Annotated in this window: 9 protein-coding genes and 1 pseudogene; 2 read left to right on the top strand and 8 right to left on the bottom strand. The window is 34.2% G+C overall.

The annotated features are described in order from the left end of the window. Positions 1-238: 238 nt before the first annotated feature. Both pelA and BKO01S_RS00560 read right to left on the bottom strand, forming a co-directional pair. Complete coding sequence (gene pelA / locus BKO01S_RS23730) at positions 239-3922, bottom strand: pectate lyase (protein WP_084361894.1); 3684 nt, start codon at positions 3920-3922, stop codon at positions 239-241. 134 nt (positions 3923-4056) lie between these two features. Further along, positions 4057-4923: an AraC family transcriptional regulator gene (locus BKO01S_RS00560; RefSeq protein WP_066047321.1), complete on the bottom strand. Its 867-nt coding sequence runs from the start codon at positions 4921-4923 to the stop codon at positions 4057-4059. A gap of 272 nt (positions 4924-5195) precedes the next feature. Between BKO01S_RS00560 and BKO01S_RS00555 the strand changes: the two genes are divergently transcribed. Continuing rightward, positions 5196-6641 (top strand): DEAD/DEAH box helicase, encoded by a 1446-nt coding sequence (locus BKO01S_RS00555; protein ID WP_066047318.1) that lies wholly within the window; start codon positions 5196-5198, stop codon positions 6639-6641. Between the two features lie 333 nt (positions 6642-6974). Here the strand turns inward: BKO01S_RS00555 and BKO01S_RS24750 are convergent. After that, positions 6975-7471: pseudogene (locus BKO01S_RS24750) on the bottom strand (LURP-one-related/scramblase family protein). Between the two features lie 417 nt (positions 7472-7888). On the opposite strand from BKO01S_RS24750, the gene BKO01S_RS00545 reads away from it, so the two are divergent. Then, the gene (locus tag BKO01S_RS00545) at positions 7889-9442 is read left to right on the top strand and encodes an ABC-F family ATP-binding cassette domain-containing protein (RefSeq protein ID WP_066047314.1); all 1554 of its coding nucleotides are present in this window, start codon (positions 7889-7891) and stop codon (positions 9440-9442) included. A 313-nt stretch (positions 9443-9755) separates the two neighbouring features. On the opposite strand, the gene BKO01S_RS00540 is transcribed toward BKO01S_RS00545, so the two are convergent. The 5 genes from BKO01S_RS00540 to BKO01S_RS00520 form a co-directional block, all read right to left on the bottom strand. Further along, the gene (locus BKO01S_RS00540; protein WP_066047311.1) at positions 9756-10982 is read right to left on the bottom strand and encodes a hypothetical protein; all 1227 of its coding nucleotides are present in this window, start codon (positions 10980-10982) and stop codon (positions 9756-9758) included. 13 nt (positions 10983-10995) lie between these two features. Then, on the bottom strand, positions 10996-12390 hold the full coding sequence (locus BKO01S_RS00535; protein ID WP_157077250.1) for a hypothetical protein: 1395 nt from the start codon (positions 12388-12390) through the stop codon (positions 10996-10998). Positions 12391-12886: 496 nt separating this feature from the next. Further along, positions 12887-13075: a hypothetical protein gene (locus BKO01S_RS00530; protein WP_063255066.1), complete on the bottom strand. Its 189-nt coding sequence runs from the start codon at positions 13073-13075 to the stop codon at positions 12887-12889. A gap of 654 nt (positions 13076-13729) precedes the next feature. Continuing rightward, the gene (locus tag BKO01S_RS00525; protein WP_066047306.1) at positions 13730-17710 is read right to left on the bottom strand and encodes a P-loop NTPase; all 3981 of its coding nucleotides are present in this window, start codon (positions 17708-17710) and stop codon (positions 13730-13732) included. Between the two features lie 61 nt (positions 17711-17771). Continuing rightward, entirely contained in the window at positions 17772-18596 is an 825-nt protein-coding gene (locus BKO01S_RS00520; protein ID WP_066047303.1) for a hypothetical protein, read from the bottom strand. Positions 18597-18599 lie beyond the last annotated feature (3 nt).

The following is an 18599-nucleotide window of genomic DNA, read 5'->3' as shown; positions in this document are numbered from 1 at the left end:
GCCTTTTTAGAAGAGTTCTTAAATGAGCAATATTCCGCTCTAATTCTTGAATATTTTCCTTTACCTCTTTTAATTCTCTATTCTTTTTACTCCAAGTTCTGTCTACCTGCGAAAACCCTGGTGCGAATTTTGCCGTTTCGTTTACGATCTTTACGCAATTATCTATTTGATCAGTTTCAGGAATCCATAAAAAAAGAAGAATGAAGCCAATAAGACCTCATCCCTCCCTTTTACCTCCTTATTTCTTAAATTTTGGCACCCAGCCATCTAGTACATTTTCGACGGTGTATTTGGCAGCTTCGTCATCGCTGAGCTGGCGGCGATCTTCATTAATAACAGCACCAGGGCCTTCATTTTTATATTCAAACAATCTGGCATCCTCCGGCTGGCGGCCTCCCATCTCGGTCCATCCAACCGTCTTGATATGCTCACCAAGGTAGCTGTTTTTAAAGACGACATTGCCGTGGTCCCTCCAAGGACGGCCCAGATAGACGGTGTCTGCCGGTGCATTGCTCGTCAATTTGCTGTTTATGAACAGGAACCCGAACGGCTGATCCACGGGAGTGCTCGCCGCTGTAATATAGCCGTTGTTGGTATCGGAACCGCGGCTCAGGGAATGGATGGTGCTTTCTTCAAAAACGGCCCGTGCTCCGCCGTAGATAAAATCAACATCCCCTTCAATATAGCAATTATAGTAGTACTGTTTCCCGGAATGGGCCAGCAGGGTATCCTGGTTGCCTAGGAAACGAACATTTTTGAAAGCCATTCGCTCTCCGCGGACATATGCGGCAAGAGCCTGCTCACCATTAGATTCCACTGAGGCTTCGTCAAAGGAATTTTTAAAGGTTAGGTTCTCCGCTGTAAAATCACTGGCTTTTAAAATGGCTGTGGCACTTTCAAAGCCAAGTGTTCCACCAAGACCATTGTCTTTACCTGCGTAGTTATTAAAATCGATAACCGTTCCTTCAGCACTTTCGCCAATAATCGAAACATATGGTTTATCCGCAGGAATAGAGATGACTTCCTTATACATTCCATTTTTGATGCGGATCTCTACAGGATGGCTGTTATGAGAAGGGATCGCATCAATGGCATCCTGTACGTTACCGTAATCACCGCTTCCGTCCTTTGCCACGGTAAGTTCACTTGGGATCTTCTCCAGTTCCTGGGAATAATCCTCCAGCTTCTCCACCTGTCCTTTTACCAGGGTTCTGCCCAGCATATCCCGAGATTGATTATCCAGAACGCGGGCATAGACCTTTCCTTCAAAGAAACCGGTTGTTTTAGCTGTATCAAGAAGCTGTCTGGCATAGGAACCGCCCCACGAATAGCCATTTCTTCTTTCGGCCTCAATCTCTTTAATATTCCGTTTAATTACCCCATCACGGCCGGAAAAAATCGGTTCATTGGTAACCGGATCATAAAATCTGTACCAGGTGACTGCATTAGGATCCTGGACGAAGTATTCCCCGTCTGCTGTTCCTCCGCTAACATACCGGATTCCTTCCAACTTGCTGTCCTCAAACCATTGTAGTGCTGATTGAACAGCCTTCTTGATTTCAGGTGTCTGATTAGGCCTCGACATTAAAAATTTTACAATCCCAACTGATTCACTTCCAGATATGGAAGGATGCTCATAGGAACGGGCCCCAACAGGTTCATAGGAGCTTTGGTCATGCTGGGCGCACCAGGCTTTCAGCACTCCGTCCGTTTCTACTTGTGCTTTTAGGATATAGTCGATCGCCTTCTCCATCGACTTTTCAATCATTTCATATTCGCTTTCATCAATGACACCTGAATGGAATGGATATTTCTTGTTAAGAATGTCATCAAACATATTCAGAACACGAATCATCGCATTATCATTAAAAGTCACCATATCGGAATAATTCCCACGTCTCGGATATACCTGGGCAAACCCGCCAGTATCATATTGGAGGTTCATCAAAAATTCCATACCCTCTTTAATGCTTTCTTTATAGCGTTCATCCTTCGTGACGGAGTAGACTTCTGCCAGGTAGCTAATTTCTTTCACTGTTCCATCGTTGTCAATCGTGCCCAGCTCCACGCCGTCCTTATTCACCCATGGGGATTTTGGCGCTTTTCCGTCCCAGGCTTTCTCGTAATCCATCCCTTTTGACCAGCCTCCATGATCCATTTGCCATGACAACATGTGATTTGCCTGCTGGATGGCCTCCTCAACATTCCCCTTAAATTCCTGAGTTTCTTCTTCGAGAATAAAGGAATCTCCGCTCAGTTTGTCCATGCTTTCTAAAAGCACAACCGTATTGCCGAAAGCGTCAGTACCTGTTGCTGCTTTGGAGATGCGCAAATCTCTATCCAACTGAGGTGTCAGGCTGTTCCAGATTCCCCGCGGAACCGATAGGGCAAGGTCCTTATAATTAAAATCTTCAAATGTCCCATTGAACGTCACAGCAATCAAATTGCTTCTCAAAGCATCAACGCGAGCGATATGAACTTGATCTGCTTCTTTATCGCTAACCTCTATCAGTCTTTCCACCAGTTTCTTGGCTTCCATCCAGGTCATATTGTCTTTGATTCCATAGTTTTTATCACTGTTCGGGTTCATGATTCCTTGTCTGGCAAGAGTACCCAGCATGTTGGATCCCTCTTTGTCATCGGCAATCATATCCAACAGGTCACCCACTATTAAAGCGATTTGCTCTTTTTTAAGAACCTGGTCTGGCTTCAGTTCCTCCCAGAGAAAATCGGGAACATAGTGATGGTCTGTTGCGACTTCGGCAATATAGTTCCCCCATGATTCAGCCGGGATCTTTCCGTAAACTTGTTTCGATTCGAGATTTTTAAATACCTCGTCATTGTCAAACCCAAAATGGTTATTAATCAAGCCAAGGAACTCAAGAAACGTTACTTCTTTGTTTGGCAACTCTTCTACCTCACCAATTACACCTAGCTGTTTTAGCTTTTTCATCGTCAATCCATCAACAAGCTCAGACAGCTCCACTTCTTCTGTTTCAACTGGAACCAGGCTGTTTTCTGCTTTTAACAGATTGTGAACTCGCAAATGGTCAATATTTCCGCCGCCCTCTGATCCTGTTGCTGTCAGGCGGATGATATTTTCACCCTTTTGAAGTACAGCATGCATGCTCTCGCTAGTCCACTTCGTCCAGTCTGTAGGCGGGAACCGCAGCTCTTCAACGTCCTTCCCGTTAACGGTTACCTTCCCTGGCCTCTCGCTTCCACCGCCATGTGCATAACGGAAGTCTAGATTATATTCGCCAGCCTCCGGAACATTCACTTTCCACTCTAAATATCCTCCAGGGACGTTTGGATTAAAATCTGCAAAACCAGAACCAGTAAAACCATGATGCTTGTTATCAAGAACGATTCCCTCGCTAACGGCCTCTTCTGCTTCTGCGGTAAGATCGACAAGCCGGTAAACAGACAAATGATCGATGTTTGCCCCGCCGTTTGGTGCCGTTGCCGTCAGCCTAATTTTATGCTCACCAGGGGCAAGCTCTGCCTGGCTGGTGACATATATGTAGTCATCAAAATCTCCGGATTGATGAAAATCAAGCTGCTCCTCGATTACTTTTCCATCAACAGTGAGCTTCGCATGGCGATTATCCGAATTTCCATTGGCATAGCGGATGGCCAGAACATATTCAGCAGCATCTTCGACATTTACTGTCCATTCGATATATCCCCCCGGCTCATTCGGTTTGTAATCAATAAATCCATTCCCCGTAAACCCTTCATGCTTATTATCACTAATCACACCTTGTCCGCTTGCATGCTCTGCTTCATAGATTTGTCCATAATCAGGTACACTTTCGGCAGCTGCCAGCACCTGTACAGTGGGTACAGCAGAAGACAGGAAAAATGAACCTGCCATGAACATACTTGCAGTTAAACGTATCTTTTTTGGTTTCTTTTTCACGTTTTCACTCTCCTATTTTAAAAGATCACCCTATGAAAACCTTTACATTTCAATTATAGCAACCTATTGATTACACATTTTGTATTCCCACTATGTTAACGTTTACATTTTAATCATTCATTTAGGTTAAATGGTTAACTGTTGCTGTTTTTCTGTTCTTGATGGTGGCTTCGATATTCAATTGGGGAGAGACCTGTAATCTTTTTAAAAACACGCCAAAAATGAACGTTATTGGAGTACCCAACCTTCTTCGCAATCAGGTTCACTTTGAGATTGGATTCATTTAATAATCTCTTAGCTTCATTGATTCGAATCGCATTCAGATAGTCGATAAAGCTGCAACCCGTATACTTTTTAAATAATTTACTTATATACTGTTCATTTAAATGAAACTTCTGCGACAAAACACGAAGGGACATATCATTTGAATACTCACCGTTAATAAACGTAATCATGGCTTCTATATCGATTTTACTCCCACTTTGGATATTACTGAAATTTCTGTCAGTTTTCGGAGATTCCAGCAGTCTGACGCTTTCAACCAGAAGTTGTGTTAAGAGGGACTTCAGATATATATCTTTATCGGTTTGGCTTAGCTGATACTCCTTGAGTTGAGTGGCAAGATTACTGTGGATCCCTTCTCTTTTGCATGGAGGAATGTGAAGAATATGAGGGCCATTTTCAAAAAGCTGCTTTAAAAGGTGAACTGCGCTTGCCTCCAAAAAACTGTCCCTAAAATTAATGACGATACGGTCGTATACATTGTTATCCTTGCGGTGAACCAATGTCTTATGGAGTAGATTCTTATCAATAAAAACCAAATGGTGTTTCTTTATGTAGTATTCTTTTCCATTTATGTGATAGATCCTTTCCCCTTCAAGTAAGTAATAAATTTCATAATCCTGGTGGATGTGATGATTGGTCATCGAAGGTTGGTCCCCTTGCATACGATTAATGTAGAAAGACTGCTCCCTCAAAGAAACATTCACTTTTTGTACCAATAATCCTGCCTCCCGTCCCTGTGTTAGTTTAATAATACCCAATTTTCAGTAAATTCATCAAGCAGGCATAGTGAATTGTTATTGTTCTATTTTTTCACTCAAGATATCTAAGATCAATAACGCATCCTTATCTGTTACTTTTAAAAAATAATAATAAAAGCCGTTTTGCCCTAGACTTTTAAGTATAATGAACTATATTCAGATAATGGATATAATAATTCTTGGAGAGAATTCTATACATATGACGAAAAAACAAAAAACGAGGTTTAAAAATGAGTAAAAGAAGTTTTGCGGACTATCATGTAAGCGAAGAAATAAAAAGAGCACTAGCTGTGTTAAAATACGAAACTCCAACAGAAGTACAAAGAGAAGTCATACCCTTAGCAATGGAAAATCAAGATCTTGTCGTAAAAGCACAAACAGGAAGTGGGAAGACTGCCTCCTTTGGTATTCCTGTTTCCGATATGATTGAATGGGAGGAAAAAAATCCACAGGTCTTAATTCTTACCCCAACTAGGGAGCTTGCGGTTCAAGTCCGCGAAGATATAACGAATATTGGAAGGTTTAAACGGATTAAAGCAGTGGCCGTCTATGGAAAAGAACCTTTTACGAAACAAAAAGAGGAATTGAAACAAAAAACTCATGTAGTCGTTGGTACGCCTGGACGGGTCATGGACCACATTGAACGAGAAACCCTATATTTGGATCAAATAAAGTATCTTATCATAGATGAAGCTGATGAGATGCTTAATAGAGGATTCATTGATGAAGTGGAAGCGATCATCAAAGAGCTGCCTTCAAACCGAGTAACAATGGTTTTTTCTGCAACTCTGCCTAAAGATGTTGAAAATCTTTGCCATAAATATATGAAAGATCCTATTCAGATTGAAATTGAATCAACTGGGGTAACGGCCGATACCATTGAACATTCTTTAATTGAAGTAAGAGAAGAAGAAAAGATCTCACTCCTTAAAGATGTCACGGTTGTAGAAAATCCAGACAGTTGCCTGATTTTCTGCCGGACCAAAGAACACGTTGATACTTTGTATAGTGAATTAGATAGAGCCGGATATCCTTGCGAGAGGCTCCATGGGGGACTAGAACAAGAAGACCGGTTTGCTGTTATGGAAGGTTTCAAATTGGGGAACTTCCGCTATCTGGTGGCCACCGATGTAGCTGCTAGAGGTATTGATATAGATAATGTGAAACTTGTCATCAACTATGACGTTCCTATGGAAAAAGAGAGCTATGTACACCGAACCGGAAGAACAGGCCGCGCTGGAAACAAAGGAAAGGCCATTACGTTTTCGACACCTTTTGAAGGAAAATTCATTAAAGCCATTGAAAGATACATCGGCTTTGAGATACCTACTAGAGAAGCTCCCAGCCATCTGGAAGTGGCTGGTGAAAAAGCTGCTTTCGAAGAAAAACTTAGCGGCAGGCGGGTTGTAAGAAATAATAAAACAGCCCGAATCAACCATGATATTATAAAACTCCATTTCAACGGTGGTAAAAAGAAGAAAATCCGTGCTGTAGATTTTGTTGGAACGATCGCAAAAATTCCTGGAGTCACAGCAGAGGATATCGGCATTATAACCATCCATGATCAAATGTCCTATGTTGATATTTTGAATGGCAAGGGCTCACTAGTTTTACAAGCCATGGAGAATGCGACTATCAAAGGTAAGAAGTTAAAAGTGAGCAAAGCAATTAAATAAAAAATATCATAGAAAAGCCTAAAATCCCCCTTACAAAATATAAGGGGGATACTTGTTTCCATTAGATTTTAAAGTCAACAGAAGCCAAAGACTCTAATGACATTACACTATTTATGACAAGCCTTTTACTGATAGATTGAATTAAATCGCTATACGGGAACTTCTAATAAACCTCACTTACTGGTACATTCACCTTAATACTAAAAGCCGCAAGTTTAGCTGCAACCAATAAATAAAACAACCTCTTCCAAAAATGAGACGAATAGATTTCCTTCCCAATTCAAGCTAAGAATATTTTAAAATTCTTCACCTGATATATTGTGTACCTCTAGGTTATGTCGTTGCTGCGGAGGATGCAGCTGCTTGATCGGCCTTCACACAATCAATTGCCACAACAAGAGCAATCATGATGGTTTCCATCTTTTCATCGATTATTTGAACTTTGTAGCTATCTCCCCAAGTGAACCACTCCTTGCTCACTTTCCCTATGACATTACCATTCTGCGATACCTGAAATTCCATATCCTACCAATTACCATCGACTTCAATACCTGCAGCATCAATTCTTTAGCGTGCCTTAAAGAATGAAAACTCTTTCTTAATCGTTAATACCTCTCGCCCATTCACCTCAACAAAAAATTTTGGTAAGATGCTAAATACCTTCTTCGTAATGAGCGCTACTTCATCTCTTGTTGCATTCATAATGGAGAAAGTCTTTGGTATTTTCATAAAACTCCCCTCCACGTAATAAACATCCTTCTCCTGCTCATCCTTAACTGTAAATTTATCACTTAGACTAATATTTTCTGTTTTATATAGAGCTGTTTCATAAGATCCCTTCCTTTTTATATTATTAAACCTAAACTACTTTTCATATGATAATAATCCAACATAAAATACCCTTTATAAAGTCAGTTAAACGAATACATGATGGGATGTTGATAAGTTTACATTGCTTCAAAAAATTCTAGTTAGAATTCAACCAATTTTTTCTATTTTTTTCTATATTTATTCCCACATAGGAATACTCATATCTTTCTTTCTTGCTCGGTAGTATAATAGTCTCTTAGCCAATGTATATACGCAAAAGTAAATATAATACAATACCCTCTTATAGTAACGAAGGGGCAGACTTCAATTTAGGCAAAAATTCGTAAACATTTTACAAAAAAGATAAACTCAAGATAGAAAATCTAGTCTAAATCTAGTAAGATATCCACATGTGCATTAGATAAGGGGTTAAAAAAATGAGCGTATTAAACGTACAAAATTTAAGTCATGGTTTCGGTGATCGTGCAATTTTTAACGATGTGTCTTTTCGACTATTAAAAGGCGAACATGTTGGCCTAGTTGGGGCTAATGGTGAGGGTAAGTCTACTTTTATGAATATTGTTACTGGGAAGTTGCAACCCGATGAGGGGAAAGTAGAGTGGTCACGAAAAGTTCGTGTTGGTTATTTAGATCAGCATGCTGTACTTCAAAAAGGTACTACGATGCGTGACGCGTTGAGTACTGCTTTTCAATATCTTTTTGATGCTGAAGCAGAAATTAATGAACTTTATGCAAAAATGGGTGATGAAGGTGCAGATATCGATGCATTACTTGCAGAAGTTGGTGAGCTACAAGAAACGTTAGATAGTAATGATTTCTATCAAATTAATTCAAAAGTTGAGGAAGTTGCTCGTGGGCTAGGATTAGACGATGTTGGACTCGATCGAGATGTAAATGATCTTAGTGGTGGGCAACGTACGAAAGTTTTGCTAGCTAAGCTTTTGTTAGAAAAACCTGAAATCCTATTACTAGACGAGCCTACGAACTATTTGGATGAACAGCATATCGAATGGCTGAAGCGCTATTTACAAGAATATGAGAATGCATTTATCTTGATTTCACATGATATTCCATTCTTGAACAATGTGGTTAACTTGATCTATCATATGGAAAACCAAGAGTTGAATCGCTATGTTGGGGACTATGATAACTTCTTAAAAATATATGAAATGAAGAAGCAACAGCTAGAGTCTGCTTACAAGCGTCAACAACAAGAAATTGCTGATTTGAAAGATTTCGTTGCTCGTAACAAGGCAAGTGTTGCGACTCGTAATATGGCGATGTCCCGTCAAAAGAAGCTCGACAAAATGGAAGTTATTGAATTGGGGAAAGAGAAGCCGAAGCCAGAGTTTCATTTCAAAGAAGCTCGCACAGCTAGTCGTTGGATTTTCGAGACTGAAGATCTTGTTATTGGTTACAACGAACCACTTTCTCGCCCTCTGAATCTAAAAATGGAACGCGGACAAAAAATTGCATTCGTTGGTGCAAACGGTATTGGGAAGTCTACTCTTTTAAAAAGTATTCTTGGGTTGATTAATCCGATTTCGGGTAAAGTGGAACGTGGGGAATATCAACACATCGGGTACTTCGAGCAGGAAGTGAAACAGTCCAACTACAACACTTGTATTGAAGAGATTTGGAGCGAGTTCCCAAGTATGAATCAGGCTGAAGTCCGTGCTGCTCTTGCAAAATGTGGACTAACGACGAAACATATTGAAAGTAAAGTCGAAGTCCTTTCTGGTGGCGAAAAAGCCAAAGTTAGATTGTGTAAAATTCTAAACACAGAAACGAATTTATTAATTCTAGACGAACCTACCAATCACTTGGATGTGGATGCAAAAGAAGAATTGAAGCGTGCTTTAAAGGCATATCGCGGAAGTATCTTGATGGTATCACACGAACCTGATTTCTATCGTGAAATTGCGACTGATATTTGGAATTGTGAGGATTGGACTACGAAAGTGTTTTAAATAAAGATTAAGGGTACCTCAGTATCTGGGGTACCCTTTTCTATCTATATTCAGTATTAAGTTAGCAACACCTTCAACATGGCTTGGATGGTGATGGCAGATATATATTGATGTAGTGGTGTTTACCTATATATTAATTATTCTATTATCTAACTCATGGTACGGTTCACCATGGTGAAGCTGAAATAGGTCTTTAATAAACTATGTAATTATTCGTGTATAGATACACAATTATTTAATAATTGATCCGTACAAATCAAAAGGAATATCTAAAAAGCGCATATGTGATATTCCTTTATCAATTTAAATATACTTATTTAGATTTAACAGATTGTATAGTATTGGCCATTCCGTTAATCACTTTGGCCCTATTACTATCATTTATGAATAAATTAAACCTAACCAGTTCATCTAGTCTTGATATCATTAAACTTTCACTTGTCTTTACGATACTTTTTTCTAATCTATTTTTAAATCGTTTGGGGAACATCTTATAAATCTCAGCAAATAGATTCTCTGTGTTTTTATCCCAAATATATATACCTTTATTCTCTTCAATAAATAATATTATTTTTTTTAGTAAAGCATCATATAAGGTGTTTTTATAAGATTTATCGCCTTGTGACTTAATTCTAATTGATTTTATAATAAACAACAAAATATAAATATCATCAAGAGTCCTTACCTTGTTAGATTTGATTTCTAATACCAGACAATCCGTCAAATTCATCTTAACCATTTGTTTAGCTAAAAAAGCAGGTATACTTTTCACTCTCTTATTTGTGATGAAATAATTAATTAACAATTCAGCTTGAACTTGTAATGGAACGTTTTCAAACACTCTTATAAAACTCTTTATTTTATTTTTAAAATTTGATTTTTCTCGATTTGTTTCTAAAGGGGTTGAAAAAAGTCGTTCAATAGGTTGTATTAAAAGATAAAATCCTATACTTCTTCTTAATGCATTTGTTTCATCTTTTAATAGGTTATTTATAAATGCTTCACTTATATTCCAATTCTCTACCCCATGTATATAGTTTAATAATAATAAATCCGTATGGTCCTTAATCAAAACAGATTCAAATTTTTCAACCTTCTCTTCAATTAAAATTGATACAGTTATTATCAAATCTATAAATCTCCAATGTTCAGGAACTGGAAATCTATCAATAAACTCATATTTATTCTCAAAAGTATTATGGTTCCAGCTAATTTGAATTTTAAACGTATCAGATCTTCCATTTAATAATTTTATTAATCCACCATATAGTAAATTAATCATATTATATTTTTTTAATAATTCTCCTACTTCCTTTTTACAATCTAAGTTCCTACGAATTAACGTGAGTGTTGTCACTAGTACAGCTTTATTCTTGTCCAGAACCTCTCTACTTTCGATTGCTTTAGATAGCTCTAAAATAACTCTTTTATTAGACTTTTTTCTTAGCAATGAATTTAAACGCTTTTTAATATCTCCCTCTCTTTTCTCCCAGTTATCAACTAACATATCAGCTAGATTCTGAAGCAATATATTATCCATTAATTTCTACTCCTCAAATAGTACACTGACCTTCTATATTACCTTCGTTTAAATAATTGTTTAGTTCATATAAAATACTCTTAGTGGATGTATGATTGATATAATTTATACAAAAGTGATTAGTATCAACAGAATTTAAAGAAGTCCCAATCGTTAATCCAGAAAATTGATTGTCATTTCCCTCACCAAAAATAAATCTGTCATGAATAGGTGATTTTGTTTCTATAAAAGTCCAATTTAATGTTTTATTATGTAAAGTTCTATTTAATACTTTGTCCTGCAGAAGTGCTTCTCTTATAGAATTAAAATTAAATGCTTTGTCCTCATCTTTACAGTAATAAACAATATTTATCTTATGATTAGAAAGTTCAATAAAAATCCTTAACCAATCTAGTGTTTTATTAAATCTACTTTTATCTGTAAAGTAAGGGTCATATATCCATAGCTCTTTATAATGATTATTCAGAAAGTTTGTTATCATTTTAAGAGCTAAACTTGTCTCACCGGGTTTAATAAATGTAATATTGCCCTCTTCCTGTACATTCTGTATTTGTCGTGACATTTCAAAATTAGATTTAGAATAAAGCTCTTCTATAAAATCACGTTTCTCACCAATTATTGACTCAGTTATGGAAGGTTCAGTTGGTATTTCAAAATATGATGATAAATGATTTAATCTTACATTTTTAGGTTGGTTAACTACACCCATACTTAAATGTAGTGATTTCATATAAGAAATATCATAATTAAAATATAACAATTCATTATTTTTATATACTTCAATATCGAAAGAAGCCCATTCAACATTCGAGTTAATTTCTAATTCTTGTGCTATATTTACACATATTTCTTTACAAGAATGAACTATTAAACCATTTCTTTTAAACTTGATAATGACTTCAGAGTTTACTTCTAAGTTTTTTATTGTTATTCCGTTCCTATCATTTTCAGAAAAATCAACTGCAATCGGTTCATATATGAATGTATCACCATAGAATATGGGATTCTTATTTATATCTATACCCGTATATTTTTTTATAAATTCATTTATTTGAATTATTATATCTATTGGCAATCTAAACTCAAATCTATTTTCCAATGTTTTAATAACTTTACTAGGTTTTATTCCAGAAACATATCTTGTAATCTTTGCACATACACTATTGGAATAGATATTTAAATCATCTTTGGGTGTTAAAAAACCTTCTTCTATAGTAATTATTTGGCCTAAATCCCTTAATATATCATCGTTAACTATGAATTGCTCAAAGATTAAATTATTTCGATTAATCTTTTCTTTAATAATTTTTCTTCCATACGAGCAATCCTCGTCTTCAATCCCCCTATGTAAAACTGTAATTAAAAATTCGCCTGCATAAGATACTCTATTTATTATCAATTTAATCACCTAAACCTCATTTATATTAGACTCTATGTATCTAAGCTAATACTTCTAAAATCCTTATATTAAATATAATGTTCGAGATAACAACTTTCGTTTTAGTATTTACTTAATCTAAGTATATCAACATTCAATAATGATAAAATACAGGTTTTGAGTATTGCGGACAGAATGAGCCCGTTGTGCGGAGTTTAAATCCCTCGTTTGCGGACAATAGAGCCAGTGACTGCGGGTGAGTGAGCCACTTGTGTAGCTTATAAATGAGGTTTGTTCATAAGCACGTCCCAAACACACATGCTACAATAAGTAATAAGAACCCAATTTGTCAAAAGATTGATCAAAATGGGTTCTTATCGAGCAGATATAAGATTGTTTTTTCAAAAAAAGATTGATTGTTTCGGAAAGCGAATATACTATAGCACCCAGTATAGTAAGCAAAGAAATAATAAAAAATCTTAACCAAATAAATTGAGGTCTATTCTTAATACTTCTGTTATTTTAGTTAACGTCCATTTTTGTCCCAGTCTTCATACGAATCAAAATTATGATCAGGATCTACAAAGTCTCTTCCAGCTTCCATTAAGCTGCTAGCACATCCTTTGCAGAAAGACTCACCATCTACCAGTAATTCTAAATCGAGTTGATTTTTGGAAAATTCTCCTCCACACTCATTACAAATATACTTTTTCATAAGTTCCCTCCTTTTTTAATATTCAGACAACCATAATTTCAGTTTACACTGAACTACTTAAATATGTAAGTCATTTACAACGAAAAACCGCTCTAGATAAAAAACCAAGGGGGTAAAGATTCGCAATTCTTATTATAAAAGAGGTTGTTCTTAGTATATTGTTGGCTCTCCTATCCGCAAACAGTGGCTCTATCTTACGCAATCAATGGGACAAAACTCCGCACAAGTGGCTCTCTTCATCCGCAATAATCAGGTTTTTAAGGATAATTAGTTTCTTCTCTATTAAAAAGGAATTATCCCACTGCTTCAAAGTTATTTAGTATTTTTCTTTTTTATCTCTTTATCAATCCGCTTTTGACCACTTCTGTGATAACTTACTAAAATCCCTTTTAATTTTACAACATATTGTATTTAATATATTTTTCATATTAAGACTTGTTATACTATGTAACGTTTCATCTGGTCTTAATATTACATTTATCAATGAAAATACAATTACTTCAATCGTATCCCTATCTTAACCTCAACAATATAATTCCCAAAATCGTAAAAAACAGGAACCTATTAGGTCCCTGCTTCTTCATCTAAATATTTCTTTGCAACAACCTAACAACTACTTGAATAGAGAGTACAGATATAATATTGTAACAGTATTTACTTAGACATAATTTGCATTACGTTTATTTCTTTTAACCATTCATTTAATTCGATATCAGTAAATGGTACTTTATTCTCTAGAACATCATTTTTGAGACTATTCAGTCTATCTATATAATTTGATGGGCAATATTCCTGTAATTCTAACAATTGTGCGTTTACCTCTGTTAACAATTTCTTATTTATAGATAATAGGTGATTGCTTTCAATAGTATCATCCTTATTAAAGTTAATTTGATATTGATGATATTTCCATAATAGTGTTAAAAATATATCTAAACCCTTAAATGAGTATTCAACTGGTATCCTCAATATTTTTAGATTTTCCTCAAAACATTCTAAATGTTTTTGGGTAATTTCTATTGGAAGAGGTGTGAATATATTGTCTTCTGTAATTTCCCTTCCAGCCAAAAGGTTTTCTTTACTTTTATCTAAATAAGATGTAGCAATTCTCACTCCATTTCCGACAATCTCAAAATTATTGTTTAAAAAAATCAGTTCAATATAGTTCACATCTAGATCATTTAATTCAAATATTGTAAAAATAAGTCTCCCCATTTCATCTTCATTTGAAACATTCACGTCCTTCACACCAATTGGCAGGTAAGTTAGATTCTTCTCACGATATACCTTTTTGGGAATTACAAAATTAAAACTACTCTCTTTAGATATCGTATTAATTTTTTTTATTATTAATCGTATATTGGCTAGTTCCTTTCCCATTTGCCAATCATTAATAGTTAAACGAGAATATCCACCTTTTCTAGGTATATGATTCAAATAAAACTCATTAAGGATTATTAATCTATCTAGCCATAGTATTTCTTGTTTCTCAATTTCATCTAACTCAAAATAATAGGTTGTATTTTCACAGATATTGCGAAAACTTTGCTGCATTTCACTTAATTTGTCTTTTGCATCCTTTAAATTATACATTGAAATACTACTAGCATTATTTTCTGTTTTTTTCATCACAATATTTAAATAATTTTCTATATAGTTCTTTATTGAAGAAACGTAACCATTCTTTACTTTAGAGATTTCATCCTTTAAATCTGTTGGATCCTCAAAAGGTCTATTCTCTCGTGGAAATAATTTTTCCTTTATTAATGATTTAACTAAGTCTATTCTTACTTCATCTATAACACTTACATCCGGGGTCAACTTAGTTTGCTGCTTTAGAATAAGCTCTAAAAAGCTAATATTTAATTTCATAAATTTAATAAGACTAGAACGGATATTTATCCAATATTCTTGCCATTCATAGATAGATTGATATTCAAAATGGGATAAAATACTATTTTTCCATAGTGTAGTCAAATCTGTATGGAAGCTTAACTTTATATTCTCGATAGGCATAGCTTTATAAGATTCATCAAGTAAATTTAATCCTCTTAATAATTCTAGTTTTGGTTTAATACCATTAGTAATATATTTCTTATAAATAGGCAAGAACCGACAAACTGCTTTAATGCGACTTACACTTCTAGTATTAGCTTCTGCAAATTCTTGAGGAATTAATAGATATTCAATAAAAATATCTTCTCCCGATTCATATATATTAAGAGAGTCTGTATTTACCTTTAAATATTTGAATATTGATTCTTTGTGGCGCTCAATAAACTGGTTGTATTGAGCAGGATTTAGTGAGTGATATTCATACATTAATAATGATAATTCTTCAAATTTCCATAATTGTCTCTTGTCCCAAATCACATCGAAATCTAGAGTAGTTACAATATCAAACTCCTTATTCATTCGACCTAACCAGCTAGCTAAGATACTATATCTATCTTTATTTCTTTTTAACCTCTTATCATATAACTCATTAAATAAGTAATATGCATATACATAAATATCCGATGACTCTATATTAAAACCTCTTATTTCCTCGGTCAAATTCAGTAAATATTTTATATTTTCGTTTTCTGGCATTACCTCTTGTAAATTTTTTAACATTTTCACTCTGTTTCCCATGTCTTTTATAGTAGTCCATGGTCCAATCTCCACTAAAAAGAGTAGTAATCCCCCTCGATCATCAGCTTTGTTAAAGAAACTCTTATTCTCATTAAAATATTTCAACACGGATCCTGAAAATAATCCCTCTAATGTTTTTACAATAATGGCATAAGGTTTTAATGATATTTTCCTAGATATATATGGGTAAAACTCATCATGTTCTACATTGATATGGAGCGGAATTTGCGAGAAGAGTTTTGCTATATACCTTTCATCAACTATGTTTAGTAATTTCATAATTGTTTTTGTAGTTGGATAAAACGAATGTAATTTATCTGATATGTGTTGTGAGCGAACAGGGTGCAATCCTTCAACATAAGAACCTTTTTTCGTTTTTAAGAAAAACTCATTCTCTAAACTTTCAAGTATTTCGTTTATATCATGATTAAAGTCTATTTCATCAGTTATTTCTTGTATTAACTTGTCACTCCTTATTTTAATCCCTATAACATCTGCAAAAGAAATTATTCTTAATATATCTATTTTAATTAAGGAGTCTTCCTCTGAATTAATGGTTTTCAATTGTTGAGAAAGACGGTTTTCTAGCATCTCTCCATGCGTTAACAAGTAGACATATTCAATTAAAATTTGATTATTTTCAACTTTTTCCCATGCAGATTGCCAACTAAAAACAGAGTTATGAATCTTATTTTTTTCTTTTAAATTATCATAAATTTTTATTGCTTGTTCTCTATTTAAGTTTATATTAATAATTTTCAAATTAACTAAGTTGCTTTGATCTCCAGCGAATGTGTACCAATCATCTTCTCTTGAAGTGATTAATAGGCGATAGTTTAATGTAATCCTATCCTCTAATAACTGTGCAAGTTTATTCCATTCCTTTAAATCAACATCTAAATTATCCAAGACAATTAATGTTTTCTCTCCAAGTTTTGCCCTTGACTCTATATATTCAATTATATTATCAATTTCTTTAGTATCCTTACACCAGTTTAATTTATAGACAGAGAATTCCTTAGATAAATTAAATGCTACTTGCCAAGCTAATGTGGTTTTCCCTTGGCCACTAGAAGATTTTATTACCGTGATTTTATTATCTCTAATAGATTCTTCTATTTCTTTTTCTAAATTTTCCCTTCTAATAGGTAGACCCTTTACTATGTCAGCAGGAGTTGCTTTTTTACCTTCATAATATTCAAAATTTTCTTTTATTGTTTTATATTTTTCAAAGTCTATCTTTTCAAACCAATGAAACGCTGGATTTTGACTACCCTTCGCTATATCATCTTTAACTTTTTGAACAACTTGTTTTAATGTTTCAAGAGTTATCTTCCTTCTATCCTTTGCTGCTTGGAATACACTATAAAATAAGGAGTCAATAAAAAGTCTCTCATTGCCTGTATCTATGTTGAATTTATTAATCATAAGTCTAATAATTCTTTGTTCTAATTCATTCTGAGTTAGTTTTTCAAATCTTAGTTGCTTAATAAAAATTTCAAAATCGAAATTGTTCCAATCCCATTGGTAATTCTCTTCTTTTATCTTATCAATTTTATTTGTCCAAAATTGGATAGCTTCCTTATTTAAAGTGTTAGTAATTAACTTCGTAAAATTACCTTTTGCAATCTCCATATCATACACTAATTTAAAATAGCTATTAGTGTTTTGTTTATCTGTTAAATATACCTCTAAAAAATTAGATAAAATACTATCAAAAAAACTGGCATCTTGCTTGTCTTTTGAATGTTTTAATTGGACATGTTCTATGATTGTTTTATCTTCCAACGTCGAGTTAAAAGTGTCCACATCCTCAATACCTTCAAATTTTATGGTTTTATTCTCCATATCCAAAAATTCTAATGCTCTATAGCAGGAATAAACAAGTTGATACTCATAACCCATCAAAGCTATTTGGCCACCCGTTCTACCTTGTTCTATCTCAATTTTTGTTTTTCTTTCTTTATTTTTTTTATCTCTTTTCTTTTTATTTTTTGCCACACTGTCACCTCATCTTATAACGTATTGTGCTAACCCTTCAGATGGGCTTTAATAGAACACTCTATTTTACAAAGTACTTTTTTAATACAACAAACATAATAATAAATAGTACAAAATGTATCATTGACAGTACCATATACTTTTCATAAAAAGCTATTATCAATATCGATATTAATATACTAATCAATACATAAGTCCATGTTTTCCAACCTTTTTTAATTTTATCAGTTTGTATTAAACTTCCTATTATTACAATATAGAATAATAAAAATAATAAATTAACTAACATCTGAATTAAGAAGTATTTCATTAAAGCCGACTCTATACTCGACAATGAAAAATAGGTTATTAAGAGAAGTGAAATAATTATTATAGTAAAAATAGTTAACATGAATGGCATAAAAATAGGGTAAAACTTAGATTTATATAAGTAATCAATATTGTCAATGAGTGTTTTGTTATTTAAGGCTACTACTGCACTATCTTGATTATATTTTAGTAAACTTATTTCACTCTCTAAACCTTTACACATAGTCAGTATCTCACTATTACTTACTGTTTGATTTAGTTTACTAAATTCTAAAGTCAACTTATAAGATAGATAAGGTAAAGCTAATACTACCTTATCCTTTAATTTTAGATAATCTTCTATGTTCTTATTGGAATTTGTATAAATCTCTAATTCAAATTTCAAATCATACAATACTTGTAATGCTATTTCGGTTTTTTCATTTTTTTTATTTATTTCCTCAGTAATTCTTAATTTAAATTCTCTAAATAATAAAATACCTATAATCAAAACTGATAAAAAAACTAGAAAGTCTAAATAATTTTCTCCAAATAACTTAGTAATTGTGTCTATAACTAACTTAACTAATTCATTCATGTC

The sequence above is a fragment of the Robertmurraya korlensis NBRC 107688 genome (assembly GCF_001591645.1).
Lineage (GTDB): Bacteria > Bacillota > Bacilli > Bacillales > Cytobacillaceae > Robertmurraya_A.
The sequence above is the reverse complement of the archived record's forward strand: the minus strand, read 5'-3'. Positions and strand labels throughout refer to the sequence as shown.